This window comes from uncultured Microbacterium sp. (genome assembly GCF_963521695.1).
Taxonomy (GTDB): Bacteria; Actinomycetota; Actinomycetes; order Actinomycetales; family Microbacteriaceae; genus Microbacterium.
The window spans coordinates 1-19,538 of record NZ_CAUQWC010000037.1; the positions used below are offsets into that span (position 1 = coordinate 1).

General features: G+C 70.2%; 16 protein-coding genes. 12 read left to right on the plus strand and 4 right to left on the minus strand.

Annotated elements, in window-relative coordinates; all coding sequences use genetic code 11:
* Positions 1–4: 4 nt before the first annotated feature.
* Positions 5–1,663: a UDP-N-acetylmuramoyl-L-alanyl-D-glutamate--2,6-diaminopimelate ligase gene (locus RWP81_RS04565; protein ID WP_314452737.1), complete on the minus strand. Its 1,659-nt coding sequence runs from the start codon at positions 1,661–1,663 to the stop codon at positions 5–7.
* An 87-nt stretch (positions 1,664–1,750) separates the two neighbouring features.
* Between RWP81_RS04565 and RWP81_RS04570 the strand changes: the two genes are divergently transcribed.
* Entirely contained in the window at positions 1,751–3,067 is a 1,317-nt protein-coding gene (locus tag RWP81_RS04570) for a site-2 protease family protein (protein WP_314452740.1), read from the plus strand.
* A gap of 257 nt (positions 3,068–3,324) precedes the next feature.
* Here the strand turns inward: RWP81_RS04570 and RWP81_RS04575 are convergent, their stop codons facing one another.
* A complete protein-coding gene (locus tag RWP81_RS04575) occupies positions 3,325–5,277 on the minus strand; it encodes a chorismate-binding protein (protein WP_314452743.1) in 1,953 nt (650 codons plus the stop codon).
* A 208-nt stretch (positions 5,278–5,485) separates the two neighbouring features.
* Between RWP81_RS04575 and ispG the strand changes: the two genes are divergently transcribed.
* Entirely contained in the window at positions 5,486–6,637 is a 1,152-nt protein-coding gene (gene ispG / locus RWP81_RS04580) for a flavodoxin-dependent (E)-4-hydroxy-3-methylbut-2-enyl-diphosphate synthase (protein WP_243223610.1), read from the plus strand.
* 75 nt (positions 6,638–6,712) lie between these two features.
* Positions 6,713–7,897, plus strand: a complete 1,185-nt coding sequence (locus RWP81_RS04585; RefSeq protein ID WP_314452748.1) for a benzoate/H(+) symporter BenE family transporter — start codon at positions 6,713–6,715, stop codon at positions 7,895–7,897.
* A gap of 156 nt (positions 7,898–8,053) precedes the next feature.
* Here the strand turns inward: RWP81_RS04585 and pcp are convergent, their stop codons facing one another.
* Positions 8,054–8,686, minus strand: a complete 633-nt coding sequence (gene pcp, locus RWP81_RS04590) for a pyroglutamyl-peptidase I (RefSeq protein ID WP_314452751.1) — start codon at positions 8,684–8,686, stop codon at positions 8,054–8,056.
* Between the two features lie 202 nt (positions 8,687–8,888).
* Between pcp and RWP81_RS04595 the strand changes: the two genes are divergently transcribed.
* From RWP81_RS04595 to RWP81_RS04610, 4 genes are all read left to right on the plus strand, one after another.
* Entirely contained in the window at positions 8,889–9,419 is a 531-nt protein-coding gene (locus tag RWP81_RS04595) for a sigma-70 family RNA polymerase sigma factor (protein ID WP_314452753.1), read from the plus strand.
* Positions 9,416–10,531, plus strand: coding sequence for a hypothetical protein (locus RWP81_RS04600; RefSeq protein ID WP_314452756.1), 1,116 nt, complete (start codon positions 9,416–9,418; stop codon positions 10,529–10,531). Before RWP81_RS04595 ends, RWP81_RS04600 begins: the two co-directional genes overlap by 4 nt.
* 48 nt (positions 10,532–10,579) lie before the next feature.
* A complete protein-coding gene (locus RWP81_RS04605; RefSeq protein ID WP_314452759.1) occupies positions 10,580–12,376 on the plus strand; it encodes a proline--tRNA ligase in 1,797 nt (598 codons plus the stop codon).
* An 87-nt stretch (positions 12,377–12,463) separates the two neighbouring features.
* Positions 12,464–13,285 (plus strand): aldo/keto reductase, encoded by an 822-nt coding sequence (locus RWP81_RS04610; RefSeq protein ID WP_314452762.1) that lies wholly within the window; start codon positions 12,464–12,466, stop codon positions 13,283–13,285.
* Positions 13,286–13,374: 89 nt separating this feature from the next.
* Here the strand turns inward: RWP81_RS04610 and RWP81_RS04615 are convergent, their stop codons facing one another.
* Entirely contained in the window at positions 13,375–14,184 is an 810-nt protein-coding gene (locus tag RWP81_RS04615; protein ID WP_314452765.1) for a DUF1206 domain-containing protein, read from the minus strand.
* Between the two features lie 182 nt (positions 14,185–14,366).
* Between RWP81_RS04615 and RWP81_RS04620 the strand changes: the two genes are divergently transcribed.
* The 5 genes from RWP81_RS04620 to RWP81_RS04640 form a co-directional block, all read left to right on the plus strand.
* On the plus strand, positions 14,367–16,865 hold the full coding sequence (locus RWP81_RS04620; protein WP_055958009.1) for a glycogen/starch/alpha-glucan phosphorylase: 2,499 nt from the start codon (positions 14,367–14,369) through the stop codon (positions 16,863–16,865).
* 268 nt (positions 16,866–17,133) lie between these two features.
* Positions 17,134–17,736 carry an HD domain-containing protein gene (locus RWP81_RS04625; protein WP_314452772.1) on the plus strand — a complete coding sequence of 201 codons (603 nt, stop codon included), beginning with the start codon at positions 17,134–17,136 and terminating at the stop codon, positions 17,734–17,736.
* A 255-nt stretch (positions 17,737–17,991) separates the two neighbouring features.
* Positions 17,992–18,981 (plus strand): transcription termination factor NusA, encoded by a 990-nt coding sequence (nusA, locus tag RWP81_RS04630; RefSeq protein WP_055958004.1) that lies wholly within the window; start codon positions 17,992–17,994, stop codon positions 18,979–18,981.
* Between the two features lie 33 nt (positions 18,982–19,014).
* Positions 19,015–19,266, plus strand: a complete 252-nt coding sequence (locus tag RWP81_RS04635; protein WP_314452776.1) for a YlxR family protein — start codon at positions 19,015–19,017, stop codon at positions 19,264–19,266.
* A gap of 93 nt (positions 19,267–19,359) precedes the next feature.
* The coding region (locus tag RWP81_RS04640; RefSeq protein WP_181373589.1) for a translation initiation factor IF-2 N-terminal domain-containing protein at positions 19,360–19,538 on the plus strand (179 nt) is incomplete at its 3' end.

The following is a 19,538-nucleotide window of genomic DNA, read 5'->3' on the forward strand; positions in this document are numbered from 1 at the left end:
CGCCTCAGGCGGGGAAGTCGACCGGGCGCTCGGGGTCGGACGACGGGGTGCTGTCGCCCGGGTAGGGCACCGGCCACTGCGGGTCGGGCACGGGCCAGCCGGCCGCGCGCAGGGCGCGACGCGAGAGCTCCCGCGCCGAGTACGGAGTGCGCACGCCGCGGATGTCGCGGTAGTCCTGGTGGCCGGGACCGGCCCACAGGATCGCATCGCCCGGGCCCACGAGCTTCACTGCCTCGAGGATCGCGCGCTCCGGCGGCGTGAACTCGAGGATCTCGGCGTCGGGGCGTGCCCGACGGGCACCCTCGACGAGCACCGTGCGGATGGCATCCGGATTCTCGTGCCGCGGGTGGTGGTCGGTGACGATCAAGATGTCGCTGCCGAGCACGGCGGTGCGGCCCATGTCGTGGCGCTTGGTGGCGTCGCGATCACCGTCGGCGCCGAAGACCATGACCACCGAGCCGGGGGTCACCCGGCGGACGGCGGCGAGGGTCTTCTCGAACGCGTCGGGGGAGTGGCCGAAGTCGACGTAGACCGCCGGTCCGTCGGCGCCCGACACGAGCTGCGTGCGTCCGGGGAGCGAGGCGTCGATGCGACCGCCGTCCAGCGTCCGCACGAGGCGCTCCCAGGTGTACCCGGTCTCGAGCAGCATGACGATCGCGAGACCCGCGTTGGCGGCCATGTGCCGACCGATGACCGGCACCACCGTGGTCAGGCTGCGACCGTCGCGCGCGCGAAGCGTGAACTCGGTGCCTTCCTGACGCTCATCGACGATGTCGACCGTCCAGTCGGCATCGACGGCCGGGTCTTCGGCGATCGCCGGGGTGACGATCGTGACGACCGGGATCTCGGCCCGCGTCGCGATCTCGGCGCCCGCCGAGGAGTCGAGGCAGACGACGCCCCGGCGCGAGCGATCCGAGCGGAACAGCGGCAGCTTCGCCTCGAAGTACTCGCTCATGTCGGCGTAGTCGTCGAGGTGGTCGTGGGTGAGGTTGGTGAAACCCGCGACGTCGAACACGAGCCCGTCGACGCGGTGGCGGGTGAGGGCCTGCGCACTCACCTCGACCGCGACCGCCTCGACGCCGCGCTCGCGCATGAGGGCGAGGAGCGCGTGGAACTCGGATGCCTCGGGCGTGGTCAGACGCGAGACGATGACCTCGCCGGCGATGTGGCGCTCAGCCGTGGATGACAGACCCGTCACGACGCCGAGCTGGCCGAGGATCCCCTCGAGCAGGTGCGACACGCTCGTCTTGCCGTTGGTGCCGGTCGTGGCTAGCAACTGCGGCAGGTCGTCGCCGGCGCCGGTGCCGTACACCCACGCCGACAGGTCGCCCAGCAGCGCCCGGGGGTCGTCGACAACCACGATCGGAAGACCCGCGGGGCCGGCGATCTCGGCCCCGTCCGCGTCGGTGATGACGGCGACCGCACCGCGGTCGGCGGCCGTCACGGCGAAATCGGCCCCGTGACGGTTGACTCCGCGGATGGCGACGAAGGCCTCGCCCGCCCGCAGATCGGCGGTGGCGAGGGTGATGCCGGTCAGGGTCGTCCCCTCCACGTCACCGACGCTGCGTACGCCGAAGCGTCGGGCCAGTTCCGCGAGGTCACGGCGGGGCGGTCGCTCCGGCCGGAGCACGGGCGGGAGGTTCGAGGGCGCGTCGGTCGGCATCCCGTCCATTGTCTCATCCGGCGCCGCACAGACACCGCATCGCCGTCGCACGGGCCGTTCAAAGCAGAGCGGCGGTATGGTCGCCGGGTGACCGCGATCGCCTTCCTCATCGGCGTGCTCGTGCTCGTGATCGGCCTGGCCGTCTCGATCGCCCTGCACGAGGTCGGGCATCTGCTGCCCGCGAAGCTCTTCGGCGTGCGCGTCGGCCAGTACATGATCGGGTTCGGTCCCACCCTGTGGTCCAAGCGCGTGGGCGAGACGGAGTACGGATTCAAGCTCCTGCCGCTGGGCGGCTTCATCTCGATGGCGGGCATGTATCCGCCCGCCCCCGAGGGAGAGGAGCCGACGAGACGTCGCTCCCGCTTCTTCGCCACGATGGTGCAGGACGCACGCGACGCCAACGCCGAGACCCTGGTCGCGGCCGACGATCGCGTCTTCTACAAGCTGCCCGTGTGGAAGCGCGTGGTCGTCATGCTCGGCGGGCCGGTCATGAATCTCCTGCTCGCCTTCGTGCTCTCGGCCATCGCCGTCAGCGGCATCGGCATCGCGACCACCACCACCACCATCGCCTCGGTGTCGCAGTGCGTCATCCCCGCGAGCGAGGACCGCACCGACTGCACCTCGGCCGACCCGGTCGCACCCGCCGCCGCCGCCGGCATCCAACCGGGTGACGTCGTCGTTTCGGTCGACGGTCGCGCGGTGTCGACCTTCGCCGAGGCGGCCGCGATCATCCAGGACGCCCCCGGTCAGGCTCTTCCCGTCGTGATCGAGCGCGACGGTGCCACGCAGACGGTCACCGTCACCCCCGAGCGCACCGACCGCCTCGTCACCGACGCCCAGGGGCAGCCGGTACGGGATGCCGCCGGAGCACTCGAGTACGAGAGCGTCGGCTTCGCGGGCCTCCGCGCCCAGCAGGCTCTCGTGCCCCAGCCGATCTGGGTGGGTCCCGAGGCGACCATCCAGCAGGTGGGCGCCGTCGCGCAGATCATGACGCAGCTGCCGGTGCGCATCTACGACACCGCCGCCGACCTCGTCACCGGTCAGCCGCGAGACCCGAATGGTCCGCTCAGCGTCGTGGGCGCCGGCCGTCTCGCGGGCGAATACGCCGCCGTCGACGCGCCGATCCTCGCGCGCGTGCAGTCGATCATCGGTCTGCTGGCGGCGCTGAACATCGCACTGTTCGTCTTCAACCTCATCCCCCTGCTTCCGCTCGACGGCGGGCACGTCGTGGTGGCCCTCTGGGACGGCCTCAAGCGCTGGATCGCGCGCCTGCGCGGGAAGGTCGCGCGGCCGGTGGATGCCACCAAGCTCGTCCCCGTGACCTTCGTCGTCGTCGTGCTGCTCATCGGCATGGGCGGAGTGCTGTTCCTCGCCGACGTCTTCAACCCGGTGCAGTTGCTCTGACGGGTACGGCTGGCGTCGACGGGCTCAGCTCCCGGGGATCGAGAGGTCTCTGAGCTTGTCGAAGGGTCCGGGCGACTTGCGGCGCGGTGGCTTCGACAGGCTCAGCCACCCCTGTGGGGAGAACCGCGTCGGCGTCGGGTGCGGGGGCTTCGACAGGCTCAGCTTCCGGGGATCGAGAGGTCCCTGAGCGTGTCGAAGAGTCCGTGCGACGCGCGGCGAGGGTGGCTTCGTCAGCCTCAGCCACCTCGGGCGGGCCGTCAGAGGGCGTGGGCGATGAGACGCTCCAGCGTTCGCATGCCGTCGCGCGACAGGATCGACTCGAGGTGTCCCTGCACGCTGGCGAACCCGGGCCCTCGCAGGGCGTAGACGTCGCCGGTGTCGGGGTCGGCCGCGACCTCGATGTCGACGTGGGTCACGACGTCACCTCCGCCGTAGGTGATTCCGCGGCGGTCGCCGGGATGCACACGCGCGGTGAAGGTGTTGTAGAAGCCGATCGACGCGTCTTCACCGAACAGATCGACGCTCTTCTGCAGCCCCTGGTGGGGCCTGTCGAGCGGCATGAGCTCGATGCCGAGAGAATCGGCGAGGATCTGGTGACTCAGGCACACGGCGAGCAGGGGGGCCCGTCGAGCTGTGCGACGACCCACGACGTGCTGCATCGCACTCATGCGGGGGCTGTCGTCGCGCGGGTCGCCGGGCCCGGGGCCCGAGACGACGAGGTCGGCGACGTCGATCTCGGCATCCGTCACCTCCGACCAGTGCACGATGCGGGTGTCGAGGCCGAGATGGCGCAGCTGGTGCGCGAGCATCGTGGTGAAACGATCCTCGGCATCCACGACGAGAGCAGTTCGGCCGGCGAAGGGACCGGAGCCGTCGGGGTCCTGCGGGTTCATCCAGAACGGCGCGAGGCGATCATTGCGGGATGCCAGCAGCTCGGCGATCGCGGGATCCTCGCCCAGCGGGCGGCGCGGCGCGACAGGGGCGTCGGGGTCGGCGTCGACGGGCGCCGCGGGGAGGGGGACGGCCGGCGCGCTGTCCCGGGGGATCGCCCCGATGGCGCCGAGCACACCCGCCGCTTTGCCGTGGGTCTCGCCCACCTCGCCGTACGGGTCGGAGTGGCGCACGAGCGTTGCGCCGACCGGCACGCGGAGGCGGCCGTCGACGAGATACGCGGTACGGATGAGGATGGGCGCGTCGAGGTCGTGCGTGGGGCCCTCGGCCGCACCGCTCGGGGTGAACAGCGCGGCGACGCCGGAGTAGTAGCCACGCGGCGTGGACTCGTGGCGGGCGATGACCGTGCACGCGTTCTGCATCGGGGAGCCGGTGACGGTGGGCGCGAACATCGTCTCGCGCAGGATGTCACGGGGGTCGAGGTCGCTCCGCCCGCGCAGCATGTACTCGGTGTGCGTGAGGCGCGACATCTCTTTCAGGTGCGGACCGGTGATGCGCCCGCCGTCGCTGCAGACGGCGCTCATCATCTTCAGCTCCTCGTCGACGACCATGAAGAGCTCCTCGGTCTCTTTCGTCGAACGCAGGAACTCCGCCAGCGTGTCGGCGGTCGCGCCGCCCGCGGGGTGGCGGAAGGTACCCGAGATGGGGTTCATCGTGACGATGCCGTCCTTGGCGCTGACGTGCGCCTCGGGGCTCGCTCCGACCGCGATGTGCCCGTCGGTGACGACGGCGAAGGTCCAGTAGGCGCCCTTCTCGTGCTCAAGCAACGCGCGGAACCACGTCAGCGCGGCGATGCGCGGATCGACGTCGACCCCGGCGACGAAATCGCGGCGGATGACGAAGTTGGCGCCCTCGCCGCGACCGATCTCCTCGGCGATGACGCGACGGACGATGTCGGCGTACTCCTCGTCGGCGATGTCGAAACCGGCTCCGGTCAAGGAGACGGGGGAGGAAGGGAGGGATGCCATGGCATCGGCGCGCGGGACGGCGACGCGCTCGTCGATGATGAGGCAGCGCAGCGGCGCGGCGTCGTCATGGCAGACGAAGCCGCGCTCGCGCACCTGGCGGTAGGGCACGAGGGCGAGGACCTCGCGCGCTGTGCCTTCGGCATCCGTCAGGGGGATGTCGGCGAGCAACTCGACGTCGACGACGTCACCGGTGAGCACCTCGACGGTCGCGTCGTCGCGGGCGATCAACGCGAAGGGGACGGTGCCGGCGGCGAGGTCGAGGAGCAGAGAGGAGGGGTCGGGCCCGGTCATCGAGAGTCTTTCCGTCTGTGAGGGAGGGTCCAAAGCGGCCGCCGAAAACACGAAGACCGCCCGGGTTCCCCAGGGGGAGGGCGGTCTGTTGCATGCGTGCGCACCGCCTAGACGGTGTGCCACCAGGGTGTGTACGCGCGCATGGCGCCGAACCTACCACAGGGCGTCTTCAGCCTCCGTGCGGGACCCGAGGCGTAGGCTGAACGGCGTGCCTGCAGTGAACATCGGGATGCCCCGCGTGCCGGAGGTCCTCGCGCCTCGTCGGAAGACTCGTCAGATCAAGGTCGGCAAGGTGCTCGTCGGCGGTAACGCGCCGGTCAGCGTGCAGTCCATGTGCACGACCCCGACCACCAACATCAACGCCACGCTGCAGCAGATCGCCGAGCTCACGGCATCCGGTTGCGAGATCGTGCGCGTGGCCGTGCCGTCGCAGGACGACGCGGATGTGCTGCACATCATCGCGAAGAAGAGCCAGATCCCGGTCATCGCCGACATCCACTTCCAGCCGAAGTACGTCTTCCAGGCGATCGACGCCGGCTGCGGCGCGGTGCGCGTCAACCCGGGCAACATCCGCAAGTTCGACGACCAGGTCGGCGCGATCGCGAAGGCGGCCAAGGCCGCGAACGTGTCGCTGCGCATCGGCGTCAACGCCGGGTCGCTCGATCGCCGCCTGCTCGAGAAGTACGGCAAGGCCACGCCCGAGGCGCTCGTGGAGAGCGCCGTGTGGGAGGCCTCGCTGTTCGAGGAGCACGACTTCCACGACTTCAAGATCTCGGTCAAGCACAATGACCCGATCGTCATGGTGAAGGCCTACCGCCTGCTCGCCGAGCGGGGCGACTGGCCCCTTCACCTCGGTGTGACCGAGGCCGGACCCGCGTTCCAGGGCACGATCAAGAGCGCCACGGCGTTCGGCATCCTGCTGTCGGAGGGCATCGGCGACACGATCCGCGTCTCGCTCTCGGCCCCGCCCGCCGAAGAGGTCAAGGTCGGCCACCAGATCCTGCAGTCGCTGAACCTCCGCGAGCGCAAGCTCGAGATCGTCTCGTGCCCCTCGTGCGGCCGTGCGCAGGTCGACGTCTACACGCTCGCCGACGATGTCACCGAGGGCCTCAAGGACATGACCGTGCCGCTGCGCGTGGCCGTCATGGGCTGCGTCGTGAACGGCCCCGGCGAAGCGCGCGACGCCGACCTCGGTGTCGCGTCGGGCAACGGCAAGGGCCAGATCTTCGTCAAGGGCGAGGTCGTCAAGACCGTTCCCGAGTCGGAGATCGTGCAGACGCTCATCGCCGAGGCGAACCGCCTCGCCGCCGAGATGGGCCCCGACGCCGCCACCGGCACCGCGCAGGTCATCACGGCCTGAGTCGGCTGTCACCCGGCCGCCGCGCGCAACGGCGTCGGCGGCGCGGAGCGGGGTTCCGCTAGCGTCGGGATCCTCATGACCGAGACACCCGCCGCCTCCCTCACCCGCCCGCTCATCGCCGGGGTCGTCACCGCTCTCGTCGGCTTCACCAGCACCTTCGCGGTCGTGCTGACGGGCCTGCGGGCCGTGGGCGCCACCCCTGAGCAGGCGGCGAGCGGCCTGCTGGCCATCACGCTCGTCGTCGGGATCGGCTGCATCCTGCTCGCCGGGCGCTATCGCATCCCGATCACCGTCGCGTGGTCGACGCCCGGCGTCGCTCTGCTGGCGGCGACGGGCTCGGTCGACGGGGGCTGGCCGGCGGTCGTGGGCGGATTCCTCGTGTCGGCGGCGCTGATCCTCTGCACCGCGCTGTTCCCCCCGCTGGGGGCCCTGATCGCCCGCATTCCCCCCTCGATCGCGCAGGCGATGCTGGCCGGCGTGCTGCTGCCGCTGTGCGTGGCGCCGTTCGTCGGTGTCGTCGACGACCCGTGGGGCGTCGCGCCGGTGCTGATCGTCTGGCTCGTGGCATCCCGTCTCCTGCCGCGCTGGGCGGTGCCGCTGGCCTTCGTCGCGGCGATCGTCGTCGTGGCCGTCGAACTCGCCCGCACGGGCGTCGAGATGGATGCCGCGACCCTGCTGCCCCGGCTGGAGTTCACGCTGCCGACCCTCACCGTGGGGTCGGTGGTCGGCATCGCCCTGCCACTGTTCGTGGTGACGATGGCGTCGCAGAACGTGCCGGGCGTCGCCGTCATGCGCAGTCTCGGTTACACGATCCCGTGGCGTCCGGCCATGCTCGTGACCGGACTCGGGTCGGCCGCGGCCGCCGGCTTCGGCGGGCACGCGATGAACCTCGGGGCGATCAGCGCGGCGATCGCCGCGGGACCGGATTCGCACCCCGACCCGAAGCGCCGGTGGGTCGCGGGCGTCTCCGCGGGCGGCACCTACCTGGTGCTGGGCGCACTGTCGGCGGCGTTCGCTGCGATCGTGCTGCTGGCCCCCGCCGGCGTCATCCCCGCCGTCGCGGGCGTCGCGCTGTTCGGCGCGTTCGGTTCGGCGGTGCAACAGGCCATCGACGACCCGGGCGAGCGGGTGCCTGCGGTCGTGACGTTCCTCGTCGCGGCATCCGGGATCGCGGTGTTCGGGGTGAGCGCAGCGTTCTGGGCGCTGGTGGCCGGACTCGTCGTGCGCGCCGTGCTGCATGTGGGGCGGCGCGCGGGCTGAGACTGCCGAGTCGTTCTCGCGCAGGGCGGCGGCGGAGCGTGCGAACGGAGACTGCCCGATCGTTCCCGTGCGGGGCGGTGGGTAGGAGGCTCGCAGGTCGGTCCGGCCGTTCGCACGCGGGGCGACGGTGAGCCTGGGGACTGAGCCCGGCTCGCCTCAGTGCAGGGCGCCCGCGGGGGTCGAAAGGTCGTCGGCAACCTCGACACAGGTGCGCACCGCGATCTCGAGCGCCCGCGCGATGTCGGCGAGGGGGAGCGCGGGGGCGCCTTCGGGGGCCTCTTCACGGGCGTACGGCACATGCACGAACCCTGCCCGAACACCGGGCGCGGCGGCATCCAGTGCGGTGAACATCACGTGATTGCAGACGAACGTGCCGGCGGAATGCGAGACGGCGGACGGGATGCCGGCGGCGGCCACGGCCGCCGCGATGGCCTTGACGGGGATCGTCGCGAAGTAGGCCGCAGGGCCGCCGGGCACCACCGCCAGGTCGACGGGCTGCGCGCCGTCGTTGTCGGGGATCCGCGCATCGGCGAGGTTGACGGCCACCCGTTCGGGGGTGACCTGGCTCCGGCCGCCGGCGAGCCCCGTCGCGACGACGATGTCGGGGCGGTGCACGGCGATGAGCGCACGCAGGCGCGCCGACGCCGCGTCGAAAGCGACCGGCAGCACGTCGACGACCAAGCGCTCCGGCCCGCGCCAGCCCGCGGCGACCGTGTTCACCGCGTCGCCGGACGGATTCGTGGCATCGCCCGCGAACGGCTCGAACCCGGTGAGCAGGATCGTGGTCATCGCTCCAGGCTATGTCGCGATCCCGCAGTCGGGTCGGTCGGCGTCGGAGCGCGTGGTGAGACGGGAGCGCCGCCGCGGGTCGTCCGCCCTCCGCGGGGTGACGCCGGGCGTGCCGGGGGTTGCTGCGGCCATGGTCACTGCGCTGTTGTCGTTTCGTTATCGGGTGGGGGAACCGATGCCCGTCTGGCGGACACTTCTGAGTGTGGATGATGACGACGCCGGGCTCTGGACCCGGGTGCGCCAAGGCGACGAGCTCGCGCTCGCCGCGCTGTTCGATCGGCACGAGGCGCGTCTGTTCCGGCATGCGTCGCGGTTGCTGACGCACCGGGAGGATGCGAAGGATGCCGTGACGGTGGCGTTCTTCGAGCTGTGGCGCAAGCGCGTCACGGTGCGTCTGGTGGATGGGTCGCCGTTGCCGTGGCTGCTGACGACGGTGGCGCATTGCGCTCGGAACCTGGAGCGTTCGAGTCGGCGGTATCGGGCGCTGCTCGACCGGGCGCCGGTGGTGGAGGCGGTGCCGTCCGCGGGGCACGACGACAGTGGCGTGCTGTCGGCGTTGAAGCGTCTGCCCGAACGGGAGCAGGCGGTCGTGGTGCTGTCGGTGCTGGAGGGGTACGCCGAGCGCGAGGTGGCGGAGGCCCTGGGAATTCCTGCCGGGACCGTGAAGTCGCGGTTGGCCCGCGCGAAAGCGAAACTGCGCGATGAGCTCGCGCTGGAAGGGGTTCGGGCATGAACGACGAACTGACGCCCTCCGAGCGTTCGGCTCTGCGCGCTCAGATCTTGGGTGGTGCGCGCGGGATCAAGCCGGTCGGCGCGCACCGGAACGCGGTGATCGCGGGATCCATCGCCGCGGTGCTCGTGGTCGCCATCGCCGGGGGAGTGGCCGCGACGTCGACGCTCAGCGCCCCGCCCGTCGCGACGACACCGGCGCCGAGTGCGACCGCCTCCACCGAGCCCTCGCCGACTCTCGCGCCCACCACGACCCCGACGTCCTCGCCCAACTCGACTCCGACTGCCCCGGCCGTCGCTTTCGGCGGCGACTGCTCCGCGGTGCTCGACGACGCAGCGGCATCGGCCCTCGTGGGTGCGGACGTCCGGCTGTCCCCCGGCCTGCCGGTGTGGGATAGCGACGTTCTCGGCGGGATCTCGTGCCAGTGGCGCGGCGAGGCCCCGGAGGACTGGCGGGCGCTGAACATCACCGTTCTTCCATGGTCGGTCGTTCCTGAGCAGGTGCGGGCTCGCGTAGACGGTGTTCCGGTGTGCGAGGGAGGCGGCCCGTGCGACTATTCGCAACGGTTCGGCAACACGTGGGTCGTCGCCGATGCCGATGATTCCGCGGTCGCCGTGCGCGCGGTTGCGGAGGTCGGATCGAAGCCCGCCGCCTCGGCGGTGGGCGAGCGGCCTCTTCGAGCCGACGCCTGGAGCCTCGGGGACTGCCGGGAGCAGATCGGTGGTGCGGTGGGAACGACGCTCGGCCGCGACGACCTCGGACCCCTCGGGACCGACAACGTGCCTCAGGGGCAGGTATGGGACGTCCTCGAGGCCCGAGGTGCGGCGGCCTGGTGTTCTTTCGCACCCACGTCCTACGACGAGACGGCGCCTCCCTTCCTCCGCGTCAGCATCGGGGCGGGCGAGGTGTCGGACGCGCGCGAGGTCGAGCGCTTCGGCGGCACCCCGGTCACGGTGACGGGAGCACGGGCCGCGTGGTGGCTCGCGCGTGCCGACGGCAACGGGGGGAGCGTGCGCGCGGACGCGTCCGGAGGGGTGATCGACGTCGATGTGAACAACCTGACCGAGCAGCGGGCGCGCGAGGTCGCGGCGGCCATCATCGCCGCGCTGGGCTGAGTCCGTGGCATCCTCAACGCTCACCCACGCGGCCTAGACTCGACTCTCGTGGTCACCCGTCTGTCGAACTACTTCCTCCGCACGCTCCGCGAAGATCCCTCGGATGCCGAGGTCACGAGTCACCGTCTGCTCGTGCGCGCCGGCTACATCCGCCGCAACGCCCCGGGCATCTTCGCATGGCTGCCGCTGGGCCTGAAGGTCAAGGCCAAGATCGAGACGGTCGTGCGCGAAGAGATGGCGAACGCCGGGGCCTTCGAGGTGCATTTCCCGGCGCTCCTTCCCCGTGAACCGTACGAGGTCACGGGCCGCTGGGAGGAGTACGGCGATGCGCTGTTCCGCCTGCAGGACCGAAAGGGTGCCGACTACCTGCTCGCGCCCACTCACGAGGAGATGTTCACCCTGCTGGTGAAGGACCTCTACTCGTCGTACAAAGACCTGCCGCTGACGCTCTACCAGATCCAGGACAAGTACCGCGACGAGGCGCGTCCCCGCGCCGGCCTCCTGCGCGGCCGCGAGTTCACGATGAAGGACGCGTACTCGTTCGACGCCACGGATGCCGGCCTTGACGCCTCGTACCAGGCGCAACGCGACGCCTACGAGCGCATCTTCACCCGCCTCGGCCTCGAGTACGTCATCGTCGCCGCCGACGCGGGAGCGATGGGCGGGTCGAAGTCGGAGGAGTTCCTGCACCCGACCCCCATCGGGGAGGACACCTTCGTGCGCTCGGCCGGCGGGTATGCCGCCAACGTCGAGGCGTTCACGACGGTGGCTCCCGACGCGCTCCCCATCGAGGGGCAGCCGGATGCCGTGATCTTCGACTCCCCGAACACCCCGACGATCGCGACCCTCGTCGACCACGCGAACGCGCACCTCGACGCGCCCGCCTCCGGCGTCGCCGGACCCGCGACCGCCGACGCGACCGTCTGGACGGCCGCCCACACGCTGAAGAACGTCGTGCTGGCCCTGACCCATCTCGACGGCACGCGCGAGCTCGTCGTCGTCGGCCTTCCCGGCGACCGCGACGTCGACGACAAGCGCGTCGAGGTCGCCTTCGCACCCGCCGAGGTCGAAGCCGCCACCGAGGCCGACTTCGCGAAGCACCCCCTGCTGGTCAAGGGCTACATCGGCCCCTGGTCGCCGACGGGCGCAGTGCTGGGCGAGGAGTCGGCCACGAAGATCCGCTACGTGCTCGACCCCCGCGTCGTCGACGGCACCGCGTGGATCACCGGCGCGAACATCGACCAGAAGCACGTGCACTCCCTCGTCGCCGGCCGGGACTTCGTCGGCGACGGCTTCGTCGAGGTCGCCACCGTCCGACCCGGCGATCCGGCTCCCGACGGCTCCGGCCCGGTGGAATTGGCGCGTGGCATGGAGATCGGTCACGTGTTCCAGCTCGGCCGCAAGTACGCCGAGGCGCTCGGGCTGAAGGTGCTCGACGAGAACGGCAAGCTCGCCACCGTCACGATGGGCTCGTACGGCATCGGCGTCACCCGCATCCTCGCGATCATCGCCGAGCTCAACAACGACGCCAAGGGCCTCATCTGGCCCGAGTCGGTCGCCCCGTTCGACGTGCACGTCGTGGCCACCGGTCGTGACGCGGTCGCGTTCGAGCTCGCGGCATCCGTCTCGGATCAGCTCGAGGCCGCCGGCCTCGACGTGCTCTACGACGATCGCCCCAAGGTCTCTCCCGGCGTGAAGTTCGGCGACGCCGAGCTCGTCGGCATCCCGCGCATCCTCATCGTCGGTCGCGGCGCCGCCGAGGGCCAGGTCGAGCTCTGGGACCGCCGCACGGGTGAGCGAGAGACCGTCTCGGTCTCCGACGCGGTGGCGTCGCTCACGCGCTGAACCTTCGCGGCGCGGCATCCCCTCGATGGACGTCGGGGGGATGCCGTTCCGCCTTTGTGGGGCGCGCACGCCGGTAGCGTGGACGCCATGATCGCCGCCCCCCGCCTGTCGCTGTCCGACGGCTCCACGATCCCGCAGCTCGGCATCGGCACCTACAAGGTGCCCGCCGACGTCACCGCCGATCTCGTCGAGGGTGCGCTCGCCGCGGGCTATCGGCACGTCGACACCGCCGCGCTCTACGGCAACGAGACCGAGGTGGGGGAGGGGCTGCGCGCCTCGGGTCTCGACCGCGACGAGGTCTTCGTCACCACCAAGGTGTGGAACGACGACCAGGGCTTCGACGAGACGCTGCGCGCGTTCGACGCCAGCAGCGCACGGCTGGGCCTCGACCGGGTCGACCTGTACCTCATCCACTGGCCCATCCCCAGCGCCGACCGGTACGTCGACACGTGGCGCGCCCTGCTGCGGTTGCAGCAGGAGGGGCTGGCGACCTCGATCGGCGTCAGCAACTTCGCCATCTCGCACCTCGAGCGCCTCCGCGCCGAGACCGGTGTGCTGCCGGCGGTCAACCAGGTCGAGCTGCACCCGCGCTTTCCGCAGGACGCGCTCGTCGACTGGGACACCGCGAACGGCATCGTCACGGAGTCGTGGGCACCGCTGGCGCGCGGCGGACTGCTCGATGAGCCCGTGCTCGCACGGATCGCCGAGCGCTACGGCAAGACCGCGGCGCAGGTCGTGGTGCGCTGGCACCTCGACCGGGGGTTGGTGGTGTTCCCCAAGTCGGTGTCGCTGGAGCGCATCCGCGAGAACGGCGATGTGTTCGACTTCACCCTCGCCGCCGACGATCACGCCGCGATCGCCGGGCTCGACACGGGTGAGCGCACCGGGCGCGACCCCGCGCTCGACTGAGTCCGCCGCGCAGGACGCGGCCGAGCATCCGCGCCCCTGGGGGACTGAACGGCATCCGCGAACCAAACCCCCGCGGGGGTGTTCGGGCGCTACGCGTCCAACCGCGCATAGCGCGCACGGAAGACCGTGAACACGCCGTACGCGAGGAATCCGAGCCCCACGAGCAGGGCGAGGAACGGACCCGCGGGCAGCTCGATCAGCGCGGATACCGCCCCGTCGAGGCCGCCGGCGGTGTCGGGTTCGATCCGTACGGCGGCGATGACCAGCAGCACGCCCACGATGACGAGCGCCACGCCCTTCGCGAGGAACCCCACCACCCCCAGTGCGCTGAGCACGTGACCTCCCACGCCGTCGGGCAGCCGCACCTTGTTGTGGAAAGAGCGCCGAAGGCCCATCCACCCGAAACCGATCCCCACGCCCGCCACGGCCAGTCCCACCGTCCCCAGGATGAACCCGCCGATCGGCAGGGTGAGTGCGACCTCGCTGGCGTCCTCCGCCGCCTGTTCCGCGTGAGGGCGGGCGCCGAGGGCGACGGATGCCGAGATCACGCCGATCACGATGAAGACGACGCCCTGCGGCGCCTCGGCCGCTACCCGCGCGAGACGCTTCCACCCCGAGAGGCCGCGCGGGGCGACGGCCTGCAGCAGATGCCAGCATCCCAGGGCCACCAGGCCCAGGGCGAGCGCCCCGAGCGCTACCGCCCCCAGCGGCAGGGCCGCCACGGCGCGGAAGGCTCCCGTCTGATCCGTGTCTTCCGCGGCACCGAAACCCACGGCGAGCACGAGCCCGCCGATGAGCAGATGCAGGATGCCGTTGGCGACGTAGCCCGCGGGGGCAGCGACGCGGAAGGCGGGGTTGGCCTCGGCGTCACGCGCGACGGAGCGGGCGGAGGAGGGCATCCCGGAACCGTACGGCCTCGTGCGGCACCGCGCCACTCGTCTGCGCTCGGCGGACGGGTCCCCCGCGGGGAGGAGGGTGAGCGCACCTGTGGGGTTCCTTCAAGGAATGCGGCGAACGGGTGAAGATCGTGTGTCGTTCCCGTTCCGCCTTGGCGCCGCGGCGCGCGACTCATTACGGTCGGATGGTGCCCGAGAACACCTCTGAGCTGCGCCCCACCCACCCGCTGGCCATCGCGCCCGTCGTCGCCCCCGCGGCATCCGTCGACGGTTTCGCGAAACAGTTCCTCCAGAACCTGAACTTCGATCAGGGCGTGACGCTGTCGGCCTCCGACGTCAACGATCAATACCTCGCGCTCGCCTACACGGTGCGCGATTACCTCATGGCGCGGTGGTTCGACGATCGGGCGCAGCAGAAGGCCCAGCAGAACAAGACCGTGTGCTACCTCTCGGCGGAATACCTGCTGGGCCGCCAACTCGACAACAACCTGCTCGCCTCGCGCTTGACCGACATCGCGACCGAAGCGCTCGCGCAGTGCGGTATCGACATCGACGACCTGCGCCAGGTCGAGATCGAGCCCGGGCTCGGAAACGGCGGTCTCGGGCGCCTCGCCGCGTGCTTCATCGACTCGCTCGCGACCATGAGCGTTCCGACGATCGGTTACGGCATCCGCTACGAGTACGGCATCTTCCGTCAGGCGTTCGCCGACGGTCAGCAGATCGAGCAGCCCGACGCCTGGCTGCGCATGGGCTCGCCGTGGGACTTCGCCCACCCCGAGGCCGCGCAGACCATCTCGTTCGCCGGCACCACCGAGACCTACGACGACGACGGCGTCGAGCGCACCCGCTGGGTCCCCGAGTGGAACGTCCTCGCGGTGCCGTACAACATGATGGTGCCCGGCTACCACAACGGACGCGTCAACACCCTGCGCCTGTGGCGTGCGGTGGCCACCAACGCCTTCGACCTGCACACCTTCAACTCCGGCGACTACGTCCAGTCGGTGCGCGCGCAGACCTTCGCCGAGAACATCTCGAAGGTGCTCTACCCCGAGGACTCCACCCCCCAGGGCAAAGAGCTCCGTCTGCAGCAGCAGTACTTCTTCGTCGCCGCCTCCATCGCCGACTTCATCGGCAACGTGCTGCCCGACGACTTCGACATCGAGAAGCTGCCCGAGCGCGTCATCTTCCAGCTCAACGACACCCACCCCGTCATCGGCGTCCCTGAGCTCATGCGCGTCCTGGTCGACGAGAAGAAGCTCGAGTGGGATGCCGCGTGGGCCATCACGCAGAAGTGCTTCGCGTACACGTGCCACACCTTGCTGCCCGAGGCGCTCGAAGTCTGGTCGGTCGACCTGCTCGGGCGTCTGCTGCCGCGACACCTCGAGATCATCTACCGCATCAACGACGAGTTCCTCCTCGAGGTGCGCGAGCGGTTCGGCGACGACGAGATGCTCATCCGCAACATGTCGATCATCGGCGAGCACCCCTCCCGCTCCGTGCGCATGGCGTACCTCGCCACGGTCGCCGGTTCCAAGGTGAACGGTGTCGCCGAGCTCCACTCCCAGCTGCTGCGCGACAACGTGCTCAAGGACTTCGCCGAGATGTGGCCGGATAAGTTCACCAACGTCACCAACGGCGTCACGCCCCGCCGGTTCCTGCGTTTGGCCAACCCCGAGCTGTCCGACCTCATCACCGAGGCCCTCGGCGCGGGCTGGACCGTCGACCTCGAGCGGCTCCGGGGCCTGGAGGCCCTCGCCGACGATGACGACTTCCGCGAGCGCTTCGCCGCGGTGAAGGCCTCGAACAAGCGCCGCCTGAGCCGCGTGCTCGAGGCGCGGGGAGAAGCCCCGCTCGACGACGGTCACATGCTCGACGTGATGATCAAGCGCCTGCACGAATACAAGCGCCAGACGCTGAAGGTGCTGCACATCGTCAGCACCTACGAGGGCATCGTGTCGGGCCGTCTCGACGTGGATGCCGTGCAGCCGCGCACGTTCCTCTTCGGCGCCAAGGCCGCCCCCGGTTACGGCATGGCCAAGCGCATCATCCACCTGATCAACGCCGTCGGCGAGGTCGTGAGCACCGACGAACGCGTCAAGGGCAAGCTCAAGGTGCTCTATCCCGCCAACTACAACGTCACCCTCGCTGAGCGCATCATCCCGGCCGCCGACCTGTCGGAGCAGATCTCGCTCGCCGGCAAAGAGGCGTCGGGCACGGGAAACATGAAGCTTGCGCTGAACGGCGCCCTCACCATCGGCACCGACGACGGGGCGAACGTCGAGATCCGCAAGCTCGTCGGCGACGACAACTTCTTCCTGTTCGGCATGAGCGAACCCGAGGTCGAGGCGCTGTGGACCGAGGGCTACCGTCCCGCCGACTTCTACCAGGAAGACGACGAATTGCGTCGCGCCATCGATCTCATCGCATCGGGAGCGTTCTCCGACGGAGACCGTTCGATCTTCGAGCCGCTCGTGTCGAACCTGCTCTACGACGACCGTTTCATGGCGCTCGCCGACTTCCGGTCGTACCTCGACGCGCAGGGTCGCGTCGACGCCGCGTACGCCGATCAGGATGCCTGGGTGCGCTCGGCCATCCTCAACGTCGCGCGGAGCGGCTACTTCTCGTCCGATCGCGCCATGCGCGATTACCTCGACCGCATCTGGCACGCCACGCCCATCAGCTGAGGTGCTTCGGATGCCGCGGCCGGAGGGTCGCGGCATCCGGTCTCTTCTGACACGAGGGCAGGATGCCGGGGCCTCGGCCCCGCGGCAATCGTTTCGGCCGACGCGAATTCCGTCCCTCGCCGGGCGCGGAACGATGCGACGTCCGCGGCCGATTTCCTGCGTCGTGGACAGTTCTCTGGCAGGAAGACGCCGACGGCTGGCTGCCGGAAGTCTGCCGTTCGCCGCGTGGTCGCGGCAGAGTGAGGGATCACCCGATCCCGGAGGCTCCGTGCGCATCAGCGACATCCCCGTGCCCGACACCCTCGCCGCCCGCGGCGCTCTGGCGCTGGCGACCGAGTACCAGTCGACCGCGCTCACGGCGCACGCTCTGCGCTCCTGGCTGTGGGCGGAGGCGTTCGCCCTCGTCGACGGCATCACGGGGATCGACCACGAGCTGCTCTATGTCTCTGCCGTGCTCCACGACATCGGCATCGTGACCGAGTTCGACAATCATTCGGTGTCGTACGAGCACGCGGGTGGGCATGTCGGGATCGCCCTCACGGCCGGGGCCGGATGGCCGCGCGAGCGCCGGGAACGCGTGCTCGATGTGATCGTGCGCCACAACTGGCCGAGCGTGGATCCGTCGATGGATGCCGAGGGTCATCTGCTCGAGACGGCGACCGCGCTCGACATCTCGGGGTCGCGCCCCGACGCCCTGCCCGAGGACTTCCGCCGCGAGGTGCTCCGCGCTCACCCGCGAGGGACGCTCGCCGCCGAGTTCGGTGCGTGCGTGCTCGACCAGGCGGCGCGGAAGCCCGACACCGCGGCGCGGCGGCTGGTCGACGGGGGAGTGGTGGCGAAGCTCGCGGCGAATCCGCTCGAGCGCCTCTGACGCGGGACTCGCGAGCGCCGGACCACCCGATACCGGCGTTCCGGGCACACCTCCTGAACCTCGCGACGTCACGCCGGTCGAGGTACCGGGATTTCGCGGGTCGGCGGGGAAACGGTCTGCGGATTACAGGAGTCGTGCGCAGCCCAGCCGTCGAGCGGATCGGTCGCCGGGTCGCGGGCGACACGGCATCCCGGGTATCGTAGGAGGGTTGTCGGCGCCGGTCGCGTCGACGAGAGCTGAATAACGGAGGGCCTTGTGGACATCGATCTCGCACTTCTCAAGACGATCGAACGCGAGAAGGAGATCCCCTTCGACGAACTCGCGCGCATCATCGAGCAGGCGATCCTGACCGCCTACGCGAAGCACATCTCGCCCAGCGGTGAGATCCCCGAGGGTGCGCGTGCGACGCTCGATCGCAAGACCGGTCACGTGGGCATCTTCACCCCCGTCACCGACGAAGAGGGCGCCGTCATCGGCGAAGAGGAGCAGGCGCCCGACGACTTCGGTCGCATCGCGGCGTTCGCTGCGAAGCAGGTCATCAGCCAGCGCCTCCGCGACATCGCCGACGACGCCGTGCTGGGGGAGTTCCGCGGAAAAGAGGGTGACATCGTCGCGGGTGTCGTGCAGCAGGGTCCGAACCCGCGCATGGTGCACGTCGACCTCGGCACCGTCGAGGCCATCCTCCCGCCCGAGGAGCAGGTGCCTGGCGAGACGTACGCGCACGGCTCGCGTCTGCGCGTCTACGTCACCAGCGTCTCCAAGGGCAACAAGGGTCCGCAGATCACCGTGTCGCGCACCCACCCCGGCCTGGTGCGCAAGCTCTTCGCCCTCGAGGTCCCCGAGATCGCCGCGGGTCTCGTCGAGATCGTGTCGCTCGCCCGCGAGGCCGGCCACCGCTCGAAGATCGCCGTCAAGGCGAACGACCCGACGGTCAACGCCAAGGGTGCCTGCATCGGTGAGCTGGGCCGCCGCGTCCGCGCCGTCACCGAAGAGCTCGCGGGCGAGAAGATCGACATCATCGACTACGACGCCGAGCTGCCCCGCTTCGTCGCGAATGCCCTGTCGCCCGCCAAGGTGACCTCGTCGTTCGTCCTCGACGCCTCCACCAAGGCCGTTCGCGCCCTGGTGCCCGACTACCAGCTGTCACTCGCCATCGGCAAAGAGGGGCAGAACGCCCGCCTGGCCGCCAAGCTGACCGGCGCGAAGATCGACATCCAGCCCGACAGCATCCTCGAAGACAACTGAGCGTCCGTCGCTGGGGCGACGGCGAGGTGTACGATGGAACCAGTACGAACGTGCGTCGGATGCCGCGCACGCGCCCCCCGATCCTCGCTTCTGCGTGTGGTCGCCCACGGATCGATCCTCGTCGCTGACGAGCGAGCGGTCCTTCCGGGACGGGGAGCGTGGGTTCACGAGACGGACGCGTGCGTGAGGAAAGCTCTCACGCGTCGCGCCTTCGTACGAGCATTGCGTGTGTCAGGCCCGCTTGACACGCAGACCTTCGAATCACACCTCCAGCGAAAAGGCTGAACGGCTATGGACACGAAGTGAACGGCTCGAAATGAGACCCGTCCGCAACTAGCGGTCTGCCCTGTCCGGGGTAGGCCCTCAGACAGGAGAATTGTGGCAAAACCACGCGTGCACGAGATCGCTTCCGAGCTCGGCGTCGACAGCAAGGTCGCGCTTGCGAAGCTGAAGGAGCTCGGCGAGTTCGTCAAGAGCCCCTCATCCACCATCGAGCCCCCCGTGGCTCGTAAGCTCCGCGCCGCCCTCGCGGCCGAGGGCTCCTCGGGGTCCTCGGA